The sequence below is a fragment of the Pseudomonas sp. R45(2017) genome (assembly GCF_002112305.1).
Classification (GTDB): domain Bacteria; phylum Pseudomonadota; class Gammaproteobacteria; order Pseudomonadales; family Pseudomonadaceae; genus Aquipseudomonas; species Aquipseudomonas paraglycinae.
Genome location: NZ_NEHH01000001.1, coordinates 112,632 through 126,337 on the forward strand (window position 1 = coordinate 112,632; position 13,706 = coordinate 126,337).

Here is a 13,706-nt window from a genome sequence, read left to right on the forward strand (position 1 = left end):
ATTCATCCGCCAGGAGGCAGCCATGCCCTATCGTCCCAACCCGCGTCGCCCCTTGCCTGTTCAGCTTAGCGCGCTGCAATTGACCGGCAGCATTGCCCTGGGTCTGTGGCTGGGTTTCCTGGCCATTGCACTGACTTGCTGGCTCGCCTCACTACTCTTCAGCCGTCAGTTGCAGCCAGTGGCGGAAGCGGTGCAACAACTGAGCAAGCCTCCGGTAGCCGCCCAGCCGCAGCCAGAACCTGAGCCACAAAACCGCCTGTTCGAACAGTACGAAGAAAACCTGCGCAAAAACGAACAACAGGCACGCCTGGATCAGGCCCGTGGCAGCACACGTAATCTGTCGAACCCCAAATGCCAGTTCTGGCTGCAACAGGATCAGACGGCCCCGAGCGAAAAAAGCCGCGCCAATGTCCTGCAATTCTGCGATTGATCATGAATAAACAGATTGTTCACCAACTGATTCTCGACAAGCTGCGCGTCGATCTCGACATCGCCGAGCGCGCGGCGCAAACCGCCTACGAAACCGCGACCCACGAAGAGAACATCGCCGAAAACAAGTACGACACCCTGGGTCTTGAGGCGTCGTACCTGGCGGCGGGCCAGGCGAAACGGGTCGAGGAAATTCGTCAGTCACTGGCGCTGTGCCAGAACCTGACGCTGCGCGCGTATGACGATCAGCGGGGGATTGAAATCGGCGCCCTGCTCGGTCTGGAAGACGAAAAGGGTCGTGAACAATGGCTGTTTCTGGCGCCGGATGCGGCAGGTTTGAAGGTCGACGTGGTGGGTCAGCCGATTACCGTCATCACCCCGCGCTCGCCGCTGGGCAAAAGCCTGCTGGGCAAATTCGAGGGTGACGAGGTAGAGATTCTGGTGGCAGGCACCCGGCAACAGTTTGCTGTCACCGAGGTGCTGTAGACAGGGGCTTAGTGAACCGGCAGTTCGACGCCTTCGAACAGTTCTTCCAGTTCCTGCTTGTTGTGGCACTGAATGGCCTTGGCCATGACTTCGCGGGTAAGGTGCGGCGCGAACTTCTCGATGAAGTCGCACATGAAGCCGCGCAGGAAAGTACCGCGACGGAAACCGATCTTGGTCACGCTGGACTCGAACAGTTCGCTGGCATCGAGCACCACCAGATCGTTATCCAGTTTGGTGTCGACCGCCATTTTCGCCACGATGCCAACGCCCAGGCCCAGGCGCACGTAGGTTTTGATCACGTCGGCGTCGGCCGCGGTGAACACCACTTTCGGCGTCAGGCCGCGATGGCTGAAGGCTTCGTCGAGTTTCGAACGGCCGGTGAAACCGAACACGTAAGTCACGATCGGGTATTCGGCCAGCGCTTCGAGGGTCAGCTTCGGCAACTTGGTCAGCGGGTGGCCCTGAGGCACGACCACGCAACGATTCCAGCGGTAGCACGGCATCATCACCAGATCGCCGAACAACTCCAGTGCTTCGGTGGCAATGGCGAAATCGACGGTGCCGTCAGCGGCCATCTCGGCGATCTGCATCGGCGATCCCTGGTGCATGTGCAGCGCCACGTCCGGGTATTGCTTGATGAAGTTGCTGATCACCGGCGGCAGGGCATAACGCGCCTGGGTGTGGGTAGTGGCGATCGACAGGGTGCCTTTCTTCTCGTTGGAGAATTCCTGGGCGATCTGTTTGATGCTTTCGACCTTGCGCAGAATCTCGCCGGCGGTGGTGATGATGCGCTCGCCGGCTGGGGTGACGCGGGTCAGGTGCTTGCCGCTGCGGGCGAACACTTCGACGCCCAGTTCGTCTTCCAGCAGGCGGATCTGTTTACTGATGCCCGGTTGCGAGGTGTAGAGGCTTTGGGCTGTAGCGGAAACGTTGAGGTCGTGGTGCGCCACTTCCCAGATGTAGCGCAATTGTTGAAGCTTCATATGAATCCCTCAAAGCAGGTAGACGCCACGGGCATCAGCGACGGTATATAACTATATTAATGGTTTGAAGAATAAATCTAGAACTTTTTTATCAAAGTGCCATTATTCCTGCCTCAGCGATCCTCCCGACGCCGACGCTCCACCAGCGGCACCAGATAAACCGGCACCTTGGACAATTGCAGCAGCCGGGCCGCCGTTCGCCCCAAAGGTGTTTCCGCCCCGACCCCGTGGCTGTGACTTCCTACGATCAGCAAATCGACGGAGAGTTTCTGTACCTGATCGAGAATCACCTGTGACGGATCGCCCTGCAGCACCCGCACCGCGCGTATCCGCTGCAAGTCCTGCTCGCCCTCGTCCCCCAGTTCTTCACGAAAACTGTCGAGCACCCGCTGCTCGATATTGGCGATGACGGTTTTCAGACCCTGACTGTGAAATTCGTTCAACGCCTGTTCGTCGAGATAGCTCTGCAACACCGATTCGGCAAACAGCCCCATGGGTTCCACCGCGTGCACCACGTACAGATCGGCATTGAACGTTCGCGCCATTGCCAGGGCATGCTGCATCACTAACGGTGCGTACAGACCGAGGTCAGTGGCATACAGCATCGAACGAATCATATGACCTCCTCGCGTGCCAACATGGCGGAGATTTGATTCAGCTTAGCAGTGCCTTGACGACTACGGCGTGCGACGCAACGTCTTGAACCACGTGGGCTTTAGACCGCCGGTTCGTTGCTGATGCCGTGGGGCACGTGACCGGTCGCCACGACTTCCCGGGCCAGCTCGCAGTGGCCGGCCTGATCGTCGAAAAACACGTCGGCGGCGAAGGCTTCGAGGAACGCCGATTTGGTCAGGCCACCGAGAAACAGCGACTCGTCCAGACGAATGTCCCACTCGCGCAGTGTGCGGATCACCCGCTCATGGGCCGGCGCCGAACGCGCAGTGACCAGCGCGGTGCGGATCGGGCACTCCTCATCGGAGAACTCGCGCTGCAACAGATTGAGCGCCGCGAGAAAGCCCTTGAATGGCCCGCCGCGCAACGGTTCGCGAGCGGATTCACGCTCCTTGGCCTGGAAGGTTTCGAGGCCACCGGATTGATAGACGCGCTCCGATTCGTCGGAAAACAGCACGGCGTCACCGTCGAAGGCGATGCGCAACTCATCGCTGGCCGCACGACTGGCGCCGCCGGACAGAATGGTCGCCGCCGCGAAACCGGCATCCAGCGCAGCGCGCACATCTTCGGCATGGGTGGAGAGAAACAGATCGCAACCAAAGGCCTTCAGATACGGATAAGGACTGCGCCCGCCGACGAACGCCGCGCGGGAAATCGCCAGGCCGTAATGACCAATGGAGTTGAAGACGCGCAGGCCGGTATCAGCACTGTTGCGCGACACCAGAATCACCTCGACCCGGGCGCGGCCGAGGCGACTGTTGAGGTTGAGCAGTTTTTCCACCAGCGGAAAGGCATCGCCCGGCGCGAGAATTTCGTCTTCGTGATCGATCTGATATTGCCGGTAGGCTTCGACGCCACTCGACTCATACACCTTGTGGCTTTCGCTCAGGTCGAACAGGGCACGGGACGAGATCGCCAGCACCAGTTTGTCATCGATGTTCTTGGCCATGCCTTTCCCCCAGTGCGACCGGTTTAAACGTTACGCCGGTCGATAAAGCTCAATGTGCGATACAACGATTCGATTCGCGGCAACTCGCAGCCTGCCGCTTTTGCCGCCGCCAAAGGACGAGCGTAGATCGCCTCGAGCTCCAGCGGTCGCTTGTGCAAAAAGTCGTGGTACATGCTCGGCCAATAGTCGGGCATTTTCTCGGTCATCATGAACAGGTATTCGGCGTAACCGGGCGGCATGTCGTGACCGCAGGCCTTGGCGCCCTGCACCACTTCAGCCATCAGCGCCTGAATCAGTGCGCGGCTGTCAGTGTCGGCCATCAACGGCGTGGTGCCGGCACCGAGCAACACCGAAAGCCCGTTGTAGGGAATGTTCCAAACCAGTTTCTGCCAGCGCGCCTGATGCAGGTTCGGCATCGCCTGGGAATCGAGACCGGCGGCGCGGAACAGGCCGGCGCCCTCTTCGACGATTGCCATGCGCGCCGCATCATCCGGTGCCGGACCGCTGTGGTAACCGACGTTCACCGCCCCCAGCGCCTGATGGGTGATCTGCCCCGCCCCTTCGCGGTGGACGCAGATCAGGCACAAACCGCCCAGCAAATGCAGGGAGTCGGGCAACAACGCACGCAAGCTGTCTTCGACGTCGAGGCCGTTTTGCAGCACCAGCACTTTCGCGTCGGGTTTCGCCGCCTGAATGATCGACGGTGCCAGCCCGGCATTGCTGGTGGTCTTGGCGCCGACCAGCAGCCAGTCGCAGGGCGGCATGTCTTCTGCCGACGAATAGGCCTGCACCGGGTTCAGCGTCAAGGCGCCATGCACGGCGCTGTCCACCTGCAAGCCGCCCTCGGCGACTGCGGAAAATTCACTGCGCAACAGAAAGTGCACATCGAACCCGGCCCGGGCCAGCATCACCCCGTAAAACCCTCCGATGGCGCCGGTGCCGATAATCCCCACCACCGGTTTGTTCACTGCTCCCATCACGGCAACTCCTCTGCAATTCGACCCAGCGCCTGCGCCACGGCTGCGTTCAGCTCATCGACATTCAGGCGCGTGTGCACTGCCCCAAAGAACTCGCCGTCGCGCACCACAAACAGCGCCGGCAAATGAAAGACCTGATAACGCTCGACCAGTCCGCCGTTGTCGCCGGCATCGATCCAGCACACGCGATCGACGGCAAGATCGAGCCCCGGCAACACTTCGCGGGCATAGCGGCAACTGGCGCAGCCAACGCTGGTGAAAATCACCAGCGAAACGCCGTTCATCGCCAGCAGCCGTTGGTCGGCGTCAAAATCGGTCAGCTGCGATTCGACCACTATACTGGGGGAAACAATGTCAAATGGCCGACACAGGGAGTCTGTGCTCATGGGACGGTTTATTCCTCATCCGGATGATGTGCCCGTTGAACTGACCTTGCTCACACCGGAGTGTATTTCGCGTCAACGGCTGCACACTATCAGCCTCGGCGGCATCGCTTGCAATTACCACCGTGCCTGGCGCCATGGCACCGCCTTGCAGGTGCGCATGCCGACCATCAATGCCGATTTCGCCTATCCGGGCTATGTGGCCTGGTGCCTGCGTCGCAAAAAAGGTTATCTGGTCGGCATTGCATTCACTGATGAGCAGACGCTGTTCAGCGCGCGAATGGGTGAGCAGGTGTGTCAGATCGAGCGCTATTGCCGAATCAACGATGCCCACGATGACCTGCAGGATATCCAGGCGCGAGCCCTGCAATGGGTCGAACAACACGCCGAAGAGTTCTCCCACGACAGCGTTCGCAAGGCTTTCGCGTAACCATAGCTGGACTGAACAGTTACTTGCCCATTGTCTAGCAGGCGTCTAACGCGATAAGGTTCGGCTCCCCGACGCGCTTAAATCCGCTGTGCTCCGCCGCGCGGGGATCGCTGGCGGCCGGCACCCGTGACCTGACGAGTAACCGATGGCTGATTTACCGATCAACGACCTGAACGTCGCTTCCAACGAGACCCTGATCACTCCCGATCAGCTCAAGCGTGATATCCCTCTGAGCGACGCTGCCCTGCGCACCGTCACCAAGGGTCGCGAGGTCATCCGCAACATTCTCGATGGCACCGACCATCGTCTGTTCGTGGTGATCGGCCCCTGCTCGATCCACGACATCAAGGCTGCCCACGAATATGCCGATCGCCTGAAGGTGCTGGCGGCAGAAGTCTCGGACACCCTGTATCTGGTCATGCGCGTGTATTTCGAAAAGCCACGGACCACCGTCGGCTGGAAAGGCCTGATCAACGACCCGTACCTGGATGACTCGTTCAAGATCCAGGACGGTCTGCACATCGGTCGCCAGTTGCTGCTGGACCTGGCCGAGAAAGGCCTGCCGACCGCGACCGAAGCCCTCGACCCGATCTCCCCGCAGTATCTGCAGGACCTGATCAGCTGGTCGGCCATCGGCGCACGCACCACCGAATCCCAGACCCACCGAGAAATGGCTTCCGGCCTGTCCTCGGCGGTCGGTTTCAAGAACGGCACCGACGGCGGCCTGACCGTGGCGATCAACGCCTTGCAGTCGGTTTCCAGCCCGCACCGTTTCCTGGGCATCAACCAGGAAGGTGGCGTGTCGATCGTCACCACCAAGGGCAACGCCTACGGTCACGTGGTGCTGCGCGGTGGCAACGGCAAGCCGAACTACGATTCGGTCAGCGTCGCCCTGTGCGAGCAGGCGCTGAACAAGGCCAAGATCAAGCCGAACATCATGGTCGATTGCAGCCACGCCAACTCCAACAAGGATCCGGCCCTGCAACCGCTGGTGATGGAGAACGTCGCCAACCAGATTCTCGAAGGCAACCAGTCGATCATCGGCCTGATGGTCGAGAGTCACCTGAACTGGGGCTGCCAGGCGATCCCGAAAGACCTCGCCGACCTGCAATACGGCGTGTCGATCACCGATGCCTGCATCGACTGGTCCGCTACCGAAAACACCTTGCGCAGCATGCACGCCAAACTCAAGGATGTCCTGCCGAAACGTCAGCGCGGCTGACAGCCGTTTCGCAGGCATAAAAAAACGCCGGGCATTGCCCGGCGTTTTTGTGTGTGCGGTGAGGTCAGTCAGATCTTGGCGGTGCGCCGCTGGTGACGCTCCATGTAGCGCTCCACGTAGGAGCACGATGGAATGACCGTGTAGCCCATTTCATCGGCGTACTGCAACGCCCGTTCGGTCAGGGCTGCCGCGATGCCTCGGCCACGCAACGCGTTGGGCACGAAGGTGCGGTAGATATCCAGGGTCTGTTTCCCCAGATCCATATAGGTCAGGTAGGCACGATGACCGTCCACATTGGTCTCGAACTGATGACCAGCCTGGTCATGGTGGATGGACAACGCCTCGCTCATCACTACTCCTCGCGGGTCTCGAATTCTGACCCCTACCTTACCGATGTTTTCCCGGCGAAGGAACATCTACGCCACCCCGTGCCTGATGGACACCGAGAAGAACTGCACCGATCTCGCGCAACCCGAGCACGTATCAAATAGTAGGCACCATTGGCGAAAATGCTCAAGGTACGCTCGTCATCACGCAGATTGACGGGGGGCAGTTCCGGTGGACTCAGGGCGGGTTCGGGAGACAATCTTCCCGAGCCAAAAGGCTGAACATCGCCGGATGTTGAGACTTAAGACGAGCCCCCCGTTTTAAAGTCACCTCAACATGGACAAAGATATGCGAGGCGCTGCGCAAATTCGCAACAAAAGTGTGGACGAATCCATATAGACGCACTTTAGCCGTTACCTGCAAAACAGCGCACGACAACGGGAACTTTTTCTCAATAACTCGCTCATCTCGCGCCTTACAGCTGGATATTTTTTATACAGCCCAGTTAAAAGTTGCTCGAAAAAGAATCAACGCCTACAATTTTTTTTGCTTCTTGCCTCACGTCAGTTTACTTACTACAAGTAATGGGTAGTATGTACGCCGGCTATTTCCTCAATCGGAGGAGACAGCCACTTAATTGAAAGTCCTTGAAGGGGAACACGATGAACAACGTTCTGAAATTCTCTGCTCTGGCTCTGGCCGCAGTTCTGGCTACCGGTTGCAGCAGCGCATCGAAAGAAACCGAAGCACGTCTGACCGCTACTGAAGACGCAGCTGCTCGCTCCCAGGCTCGTGCAGACGAAGCTTACCGTAAAGCTGATGAAGCTCTGGCTGCTGCTCAAAAAGCACAACAGACTGCTGACGAAGCTAACGAGCGTGCTCTGCGCATGCTGGAAAAAGCTAGCCGCAAGTAATAGTCCTTCGGGATTGTTATCAAGCCGACCCATTTTTTGGGTCGGCTTTTTTGTGCCTGCAGTTTTCTGCGGGCAATAAAAAACCCGCCGCTGCGCAAGCCTCGGCGGGTTTTGTCTTTCAGCTTATTGCTGCAGGTCGATCGGTGCGCTGGAGACCATCGGTGCCGAAGTATTCGGCGTGCCGATTTCGGTTGGCAGGCCATCTTCAGCCGCCACCACATCACGCACCACATCCCAGTCCATGCGCAGGTTGTTGGTGATGTCTTCACGCTTGAGCATCGCGTTGATCACGGCGGTGTGCTTGTCGACCACCGACGGGTTGCCCTTGTCGTCGATCGGCGTGTGCGCTTCCAGGTAGATCTTGCCGCCACTGCGACCGAACTTGTACGCGTCGTTGAGAATCCGCACCGAAGTCCCCACCGGCACCATGCCGGCCATTTCCAGCACGTTGTTGTTGAACATGCGGAAGCAGCCGTGGCTGGTGCGCATGCCGATGCCGAACTTCTTGTTCGAACCGTGGATCAGGTAGCCCGGCGTGCCCAGGGTGAACTTGAACGGCCCCAGCGGGTTGTCAGGACCGGCCGGCACCACGTTCGGCAGCGGATCACCGTCGGCAGCGTGCTCGGCCTTGATCGAGGCAGGCGGCGTCCAGGTCGGATTCGGCGTCTTGGCGGTAATCGTGGTGTGAGCGATTGGCGAGCCCCAGCCTTCACGGCCGATACCCAGCGGGAAGGTGTACACCACGTTCCGGCCTTTCGGGTAGTAGTAGAGGCGATATTCAGCCAGGTTGATCACGATGCCTTCACGCGGACCTGGCGGCAGGATGAAACGGGTCGGCAATACCACTTCGGTGCCGGCGCCCGGCAACCAGGCATCGACACCCGGGTTGGCCGCGACCATTTCCGAATAGCCCAGATCGTAGGTGGTGCCCAGATCGGCAAAGGTGTCTTCGTACTTGGCCTTGATCACCTGCACCTGGCCGATGATGTCTTCACCGGGTGGTGGCAGGGGAAACTCCAGTGCGGCAACGGGACCGGCCACACACAGGGCGGCAAGAGACAGGCAGCGGGTGACGGCAGGAAAACGCGGCAACATCCGGAGAATCCTTCGCAAGATCGACAAGGGTAATAAGAACGCGATTGTACACCGCGTCCAGAGAATTCGGGGAGATGCGCCGATGGGCTGGCAAACTCTTCATGATTGAAGCTGCCGCCCGCCCGGACTGCATTCGGAAGATGCCTGCGCTTAAAGCTCGAATCGCAACTCGGGCCAGATCGGCGAGGTGCCGCGCTTCTGCGATTCGAGGATCGCCCGGCACAGCGAACACAGGCGCTGATCCTGGAACACCCGGCGATCCACGCTCGACCAGCGCGGTTGCGCCGGCAGCAGACTGCCGCACAGGGTTCGGTCAGCCGAGCCACCGAGCTCCAGTTGACGGGTCACCAGATGCACTCGCACTTCCTGGCAGGCGAACAGATCCAGCTGTTCGTCAGGCTCGATCAGTTGGTAGGCGAACAGGGACCAGGCAGAACGCGGCATCGGGGGCTCCAAATTAGGGGGCGCCACATTAGCCGAAAGCCTGCCGCTAGAAAAGCCTCATAACAGCGGTTTTAGCGTCGGCCAGACATTTTCCAGCAACTTGCCCTGAGCCCCGGCCGCCGGGTGCAGACCGTCGGCCTGCATCAAGTCCGGATGCCCGCCCACACCGTCGAGGAAAAACGGCACCAGCGGGATTTTTTTCTCCTCGGCGAGCTTGCCGTAGACCTCGGCAAAGGCATCCGTGTAACGCTTGCCGTAGTTGGGTGGCAACTGCATGCCGAGCAACAACACCTTGGCACCGCTTTGGCGGGAGCTGTCGATCATCGAAGCAAGATTTTGTTGCAATTGCGTCGGCGGCATTCCGCGCAGGCCATCGTTGCCGCCCAATTCGAGGATCACCAGTTCCGGTTTGTGCTCTGCAAGCAGCGCCGGCAGCCGCGCTTGGCCTCCGGCACTGGTGTCGCCACTGATGGATGCATTGACCACTTTGTCGTCAAAACCTTCGGTCTTGAGCCGCTGTTCGAGCAACGACACCCACCCCAGCCGGGTATCCAGTCCGAAACCGGCGCTGATACTATCGCCAACGATCAGGACTGTACCCGCCGCTGCGTTCTGGGCCATGCACATCAAGGCCAGGCCAGCACTCAAAAACCACACACGCATCGGATTCTCCATGGGCGCAAGCATTCTCACCGCGAAGAACCTTAGCAAAGTGGTTCCCAGCGCGGAAGGTGAACTGACCATCCTGCACGAACTCAGCCTGGAACTGAACAAGGGCGACAGCCTGGCCATCGTCGGCGCGTCCGGTTCCGGCAAATCCACCCTGCTCGGTCTGCTCGCCGGCCTTGATCTGCCGAGCAGCGGCGAAGTGACGCTCGCCGGGCAAGGCCTGAGCAATCTCGACGAAGACCAGCGCGCGCGCATTCGCGCCGAACACGTAGGCTTCGTCTTTCAGTCGTTCCAGCTGCTGGACAGCCTCAACGCGCTGGAAAACGTCATGCTGCCGCTGGAGCTCGACGGCCGCAAAGACGCTCGAAGCCGCGCCACCGAATTGCTGCAACGGGTCGGCCTTGGCCAGCGCCTGACTCACTCGCCACGCCAGCTCTCCGGTGGTGAGCAGCAGCGCGTGGCGATTGCCCGGGCGTTCGCCGCCGAGCCGGACGTGCTGTTCGCCGACGAACCCACCGGCAACCTCGACAGCCACACCGGCGAGCGCATCAGCGACTTGCTGTTCGAATTGAACAAGGAACGCGGCACCACCCTGGTGCTGGTGACCCACGACGAACGCCTGGCCCATCGTTGCCGGCGTCTGATCCGTCTTGAAGCCGGCCTGTTGGTCGCCCCTCTGGAGCCTTGATGGCACGTCTGCCGCTGTTGCGTCTGTTCAGTCTCGCCCTGCGCCAACTGATGCGCGATGCCCGCGCCGGTGAACTGCGGGTACTGTTTTTCGCCTTGGTCGTGGCAGTCGCGGCGAGTACCGCGATCGGCTATTTCGGTGCCCGCCTCAACGGCGCGATGATGCTGCGCGCCACCGAGTTTTTAGGCGCCGACCTGTCGCTCGAAGGCAGTTCGCCGGCCCGGCTGGAACAGATCCGGAGCGGCACCGAGCTGCGTCTGGATCATGCGCAGGTGGTGGAGTTTTCCAGCGTCATCGCCACGGACAACGGCATTCAGCTCTCCAGCATCAAAGCGGTCGACCGCGCCTATCCGCTGCGCGGCGAGCTGAAAAGCGCTCTCGCCCCTTACGCGACAGAAAAAACGGGAGGCGAGCCGCAGCCCGGTGAAGCCTGGGTCGAAGCGCGCCTGCTGACGGCGCTGGACCTGAAGATCGGCGACAGCATCGACGTCGGCATGAAGACGTTGAAACTGACGCGAGTGCTGACCTACGAACCGGATCGCGCCGGCAACTTCTACAGCCTGACGCCACGGGTGCTGATCAACCTCGACGACCTCGCCGCGACCGGCGTGGTGCAACCCGGCAGCCGGGTGAGTTACCGAGAACTGTGGCGCGGAGAGCCGCAGGCGCTGGAAACCTATCGCCAGCTAATCAAACCGGGACTCGCCGCCAACCAGCGGATTCAGGATGCCCGCGATGGCAACCGGCAGATCGGCGGTGCACTGGGCAAGGCCGAACGCTATCTGAACATGGCCAGTCTGGTTGCCGTGCTTCTGGCCGGTGTCGCGGTGGCGCTATCGGCGAACCGCTTCGCCAGCCGGCGTTTCGATGCCAGCGCCCTGCTGCGTTGCCTGGGCTTGTCGCGCCTGGAAACCCTGGTGCTGTTCAGTCTGCAACTGACGGTGCTCGGCCTGCTCGCCAGCCTCAGCGGCGCCCTGCTCGGCTGGCTCGCGCAATTGGGATTGTTCGCGCTGCTGCATGATCTGCTACCGACCGACGTACCGCCGGGTGCCTTGTTGCCGGCACTGGCCGGAATCGGCACCGGGCTGGTGGCGCTGGCCGGTTTCGCCCTGCCACCGCTCGCCGCGCTGGGCCGCGTGCCGCCGCTGCGGGTATTGCGTCGGGACATGCTGCCGATTCCATCGAGCACCTGGATGGTCTATGGCGCGGCACTCGGCGCGCTCGGGTTGATCATGTGGCGCCTGAGTCTGGACCTGCTGCTGACGTTCGCCCTGCTCGGCGGCGGTGTGGTCGCCGCGCTGGTGCTCGGCGGCTTGCTGCTGTTGCTGCTGCAAAGCCTGCGTCGCCTGCTTGCGCGCGCGTCCTTGCCGTGGCGTCTCGGGCTGGGTCAGTTGTTGCGCCATCCTTTGGCGGCGGCTGGCCAGTCATTGGCCTTCGGGCTGATTCTGCTGTCCATGGCGTTGATTGCACTGCTGCGCGGTGAACTGCTCGACACCTGGCAAAACCAGTTGCCGAAGAACGCCCCCAACTATTTCGCCCTGAACATCCTGCCGGCCGACAAACAGGCCTTCACCGATCACCTGATCAATGTCTCGGCCCAGGCCGCGCCGTTGTATCCGGTGGTACCGGGACGGCTGATCAGCATCAATGGCGAAGCGGTGCAGCAGATCGTCAGCAAGGATTCGGCCGGCGACCGCGCGATCCAGCGCGACCTGAGCCTGACCTGGGCGGCGGATCTGCCGGCGGGCAACAAGATCACCGCCGGTTCGTGGTGGACCGGGCAACCTTCGGATGACGTTCCGGGCGTATCGGTGGAAGGCAAGGTGGCCGAAAGCCTCAAGCTCAAGCTGGGCGATCACATGGTGTTCAGCGTCGGCGGGGTCAATCGCGAAGCGAAGGTCACCAGTTTGCGGGAGATCAACTGGGACAACTTCCAGCCGAACTTCTTCATGATCTTCCAGCCCGGCACCCTGAAGGATCTGCCGGCGACCTACCTGACCAGCTTCTATCTGGCACCCGGTCACGATCAGCAGATTGTCGAGCTGTCCCGAGCATTCCCGGCAGTGACCATCCTGCAGGTCGAAGCCTTGCTCGAACAGCTGCGCAGCATCCTTGCCCAGGTCACCCTGGCGGTGGAGTATGTGTTGTTGTTTGTGTTGGCGGCGGGGATGGCGGTGCTGTTTTCCGGTTTGCAGGCAACCCTGGATGAGCGCATTCGCCAGGGTGCGCTGTTGCGTGCGCTGGGGGCCGAGCGGCAGTTGCTGATCAAGGCGCGACGGATCGAGTTCGGCTTGCTCGGCGCGGTCAGCGGATTGCTCGCGGCGATCGGTTCGGAAGTGGTGAGTCTGGTGCTGTATCGCTTTGCCTTCGACCTGCCATGGCATCCCCATCCGTGGTTGCTGCTGTTGCCGTTGATCGGCGCGGCGCTGATCGGTGGCGCCGGGGTGTTCGGCACGCGGCGTGCGCTGAACGCCAGCCCGCTGACAGTGTTGCGCGAGGGTTGATAGACTCCAGCCGTCTTAATCAAAAGAAGTTGCCATGAGCCGTTATCGCCCTCCCCGCACCGCCGGCACCGCGCTGATCACCCCCGAAGGTGAAGCGCGGATGCGCGCCGAATTCCATGAGCTTTGGCACGTGCGCCGCCCGCAGGTGACGCAATCGGTCAGCGAAGCGGCGGCTCAGGGTGATCGTTCGGAAAATGCCGAGTACACCTACGGCAAGAAAATGCTGCGCGAGATCGACAGTCGCGTGCGTTTTCTCACCAAACGCCTTGAGGCGTTGAAAGTGGTCAGCGAAAAACCGAGCGATCCGAACAAGGTCTACTTCGGCGCGTGGGTGACCATCGAAGACGAGGACGGCAAACAATCGCGCTATCGCATCGTCGGCCCGGACGAACTGGACCTGAAACTCGGCCTGATCAGCATCGACTCACCGCTGGCCCGCGCCCTGATCGGCAAGGCGCTGGATGCTGAAGTGCGGGTACAGACGCCGACCGGCGAACAGTTCGTCTACATCGTGGCGATCGAATATGCCTGACG

The 13,706-nt window shown here is 60.9% G+C and carries 17 protein-coding genes; 8 read left to right on the forward strand and 9 right to left on the reverse strand.

Annotated elements, in window-relative coordinates; all coding sequences use genetic code 11:
• Positions 1–22 precede the first annotated feature (22 nt).
• Positions 23–430: a hypothetical protein gene (locus tag CAF74_RS00520; RefSeq protein WP_039770468.1), complete on the forward strand. Its 408-nt coding sequence runs from the start codon at positions 23–25 to the stop codon at positions 428–430.
• A 2-nt stretch (positions 431–432) separates the two neighbouring features.
• Positions 433–915 (forward strand): GreA/GreB family elongation factor, encoded by a 483-nt coding sequence (locus CAF74_RS00525; protein WP_085744974.1) that lies wholly within the window; start codon positions 433–435, stop codon positions 913–915.
• An 8-nt stretch (positions 916–923) separates the two neighbouring features.
• Here the strand turns inward: CAF74_RS00525 and cysB are convergent, their stop codons facing one another.
• From cysB to CAF74_RS00550, 5 genes are all read right to left on the reverse strand, one after another.
• Complete coding sequence (gene cysB / locus CAF74_RS00530) at positions 924–1,898, reverse strand: HTH-type transcriptional regulator CysB (protein ID WP_007955684.1); 975 nt, start codon at positions 1,896–1,898, stop codon at positions 924–926.
• Between the two features lie 113 nt (positions 1,899–2,011).
• Entirely contained in the window at positions 2,012–2,515 is a 504-nt protein-coding gene (locus CAF74_RS00535) for a universal stress protein (protein WP_007955683.1), read from the reverse strand.
• Positions 2,516–2,613: 98 nt separating this feature from the next.
• Positions 2,614–3,519, reverse strand: a complete 906-nt coding sequence (locus CAF74_RS00540) for a 5'-nucleotidase (RefSeq protein WP_085744975.1) — start codon at positions 3,517–3,519, stop codon at positions 2,614–2,616.
• A gap of 23 nt (positions 3,520–3,542) precedes the next feature.
• A complete protein-coding gene (locus tag CAF74_RS00545; RefSeq protein WP_176240460.1) occupies positions 3,543–4,499 on the reverse strand; it encodes a putative 2-dehydropantoate 2-reductase in 957 nt (318 codons plus the stop codon).
• Positions 4,496–4,882 (reverse strand): co-chaperone YbbN, encoded by a 387-nt coding sequence (locus tag CAF74_RS00550; protein ID WP_085744977.1) that lies wholly within the window; start codon positions 4,880–4,882, stop codon positions 4,496–4,498. Before CAF74_RS00550 ends, CAF74_RS00545 begins: the two co-directional genes overlap by 4 nt.
• On the opposite strand from CAF74_RS00550, the gene CAF74_RS00555 reads away from it, so the two are divergent.
• Both CAF74_RS00555 and CAF74_RS00560 read left to right on the forward strand, forming a co-directional pair.
• The gene (locus tag CAF74_RS00555; RefSeq protein WP_007955677.1) at positions 4,881–5,309 is read left to right on the forward strand and encodes a PilZ domain-containing protein; all 429 of its coding nucleotides are present in this window, start codon (positions 4,881–4,883) and stop codon (positions 5,307–5,309) included. The genes CAF74_RS00550 and CAF74_RS00555 overlap by 2 nt on opposite strands.
• Positions 5,310–5,454: 145 nt before the next feature.
• Positions 5,455–6,531: a 3-deoxy-7-phosphoheptulonate synthase gene (locus tag CAF74_RS00560; RefSeq protein WP_011335309.1), complete on the forward strand. Its 1,077-nt coding sequence runs from the start codon at positions 5,455–5,457 to the stop codon at positions 6,529–6,531.
• 68 nt (positions 6,532–6,599) lie between these two features.
• Here the strand turns inward: CAF74_RS00560 and CAF74_RS00565 are convergent, their stop codons facing one another.
• Positions 6,600–6,881 carry a GNAT family N-acetyltransferase gene (locus tag CAF74_RS00565; RefSeq protein WP_007955658.1) on the reverse strand — a complete coding sequence of 94 codons (282 nt, stop codon included), beginning with the start codon at positions 6,879–6,881 and terminating at the stop codon, positions 6,600–6,602.
• Between the two features lie 639 nt (positions 6,882–7,520).
• Between CAF74_RS00565 and oprI the strand changes: the two genes are divergently transcribed.
• Entirely contained in the window at positions 7,521–7,772 is a 252-nt protein-coding gene (oprI, locus tag CAF74_RS00570; protein WP_003183784.1) for an outer membrane lipoprotei OprI, read from the forward strand.
• Positions 7,773–7,895: 123 nt separating this feature from the next.
• Here the strand turns inward: oprI and CAF74_RS00575 are convergent, their stop codons facing one another.
• The 3 genes from CAF74_RS00575 to CAF74_RS00585 all read right to left on the reverse strand — a co-directional run bounded on the left by CAF74_RS00575 (position 7,896) and on the right by CAF74_RS00585 (position 9,974).
• Positions 7,896–8,867: a L,D-transpeptidase family protein gene (locus tag CAF74_RS00575; protein WP_085744978.1), complete on the reverse strand. Its 972-nt coding sequence runs from the start codon at positions 8,865–8,867 to the stop codon at positions 7,896–7,898.
• A gap of 150 nt (positions 8,868–9,017) precedes the next feature.
• Positions 9,018–9,311, reverse strand: coding sequence for a hypothetical protein (locus tag CAF74_RS00580; RefSeq protein ID WP_007955656.1), 294 nt, complete (start codon positions 9,309–9,311; stop codon positions 9,018–9,020).
• A 57-nt stretch (positions 9,312–9,368) separates the two neighbouring features.
• The gene (locus tag CAF74_RS00585; RefSeq protein WP_007955652.1) at positions 9,369–9,974 is read right to left on the reverse strand and encodes an arylesterase; all 606 of its coding nucleotides are present in this window, start codon (positions 9,972–9,974) and stop codon (positions 9,369–9,371) included.
• A gap of 10 nt (positions 9,975–9,984) precedes the next feature.
• Here CAF74_RS00585 and CAF74_RS00590 point away from each other — a divergent pair, with 10 nt between their 5' ends.
• The 3 genes from CAF74_RS00590 to greB are packed head-to-tail and all read left to right on the forward strand — an operon-like array spanning position 9,985 to position 13,704.
• Positions 9,985–10,668, forward strand: a complete 684-nt coding sequence (locus CAF74_RS00590; RefSeq protein ID WP_007955651.1) for an ABC transporter ATP-binding protein — start codon at positions 9,985–9,987, stop codon at positions 10,666–10,668.
• A complete protein-coding gene (locus tag CAF74_RS00595) occupies positions 10,668–13,172 on the forward strand; it encodes an ABC transporter permease (RefSeq protein WP_085744979.1) in 2,505 nt (834 codons plus the stop codon). Before CAF74_RS00590 ends, CAF74_RS00595 begins: the two co-directional genes overlap by 1 nt.
• A gap of 34 nt (positions 13,173–13,206) precedes the next feature.
• A complete protein-coding gene (gene greB / locus CAF74_RS00600) occupies positions 13,207–13,704 on the forward strand; it encodes a transcription elongation factor GreB (protein WP_085744980.1) in 498 nt (165 codons plus the stop codon).
• Positions 13,705–13,706 lie beyond the last annotated feature (2 nt).

Bases quoted from the DNA above. Each gene is read 5' to 3' on its own strand.
- CAF74_RS00540 (WP_085744975.1), bottom strand. From the start codon at position 3,519: ATGGCCAAGAACATCGATGACAAACTGGTGCTGGCGATCTCGTCCCGT.
- CAF74_RS00525 (WP_085744974.1), top strand. From the start codon at position 433: ATGAATAAACAGATTGTTCACCAACTGATTCTCGACAAGCTGCGCGTC.
- CAF74_RS00590 (WP_007955651.1), top strand. From the start codon at position 9,985: ATGGGCGCAAGCATTCTCACCGCGAAGAACCTTAGCAAAGTGGTTCCC.
- CAF74_RS00585 (WP_007955652.1), bottom strand. From the start codon at position 9,974: ATGCGTGTGTGGTTTTTGAGTGCTGGCCTGGCCTTGATGTGCATGGCC.
- CAF74_RS00565 (WP_007955658.1), bottom strand. From the start codon at position 6,881: ATGAGCGAGGCGTTGTCCATCCACCATGACCAGGCTGGTCATCAGTTC.
- CAF74_RS00595 (WP_085744979.1), top strand. From the start codon at position 10,668: ATGGCACGTCTGCCGCTGTTGCGTCTGTTCAGTCTCGCCCTGCGCCAA.
- CAF74_RS00555 (WP_007955677.1), top strand. From the start codon at position 4,881: ATGGGACGGTTTATTCCTCATCCGGATGATGTGCCCGTTGAACTGACC.
- cysB (WP_007955684.1), bottom strand. From the start codon at position 1,898: ATGAAGCTTCAACAATTGCGCTACATCTGGGAAGTGGCGCACCACGAC.
- greB (WP_085744980.1), top strand. From the start codon at position 13,207: ATGAGCCGTTATCGCCCTCCCCGCACCGCCGGCACCGCGCTGATCACC.
- CAF74_RS00550 (WP_085744977.1), bottom strand. From the start codon at position 4,882: ATGAGCACAGACTCCCTGTGTCGGCCATTTGACATTGTTTCCCCCAGT.
- CAF74_RS00580 (WP_007955656.1), bottom strand. From the start codon at position 9,311: ATGCCGCGTTCTGCCTGGTCCCTGTTCGCCTACCAACTGATCGAGCCT.
- CAF74_RS00520 (WP_039770468.1), top strand. From the start codon at position 23: ATGCCCTATCGTCCCAACCCGCGTCGCCCCTTGCCTGTTCAGCTTAGC.
- CAF74_RS00575 (WP_085744978.1), bottom strand. From the start codon at position 8,867: ATGTTGCCGCGTTTTCCTGCCGTCACCCGCTGCCTGTCTCTTGCCGCC.
- oprI (WP_003183784.1), top strand. From the start codon at position 7,521: ATGAACAACGTTCTGAAATTCTCTGCTCTGGCTCTGGCCGCAGTTCTG.
- CAF74_RS00560 (WP_011335309.1), top strand. From the start codon at position 5,455: ATGGCTGATTTACCGATCAACGACCTGAACGTCGCTTCCAACGAGACC.
- CAF74_RS00535 (WP_007955683.1), bottom strand. From the start codon at position 2,515: ATGATTCGTTCGATGCTGTATGCCACTGACCTCGGTCTGTACGCACCG.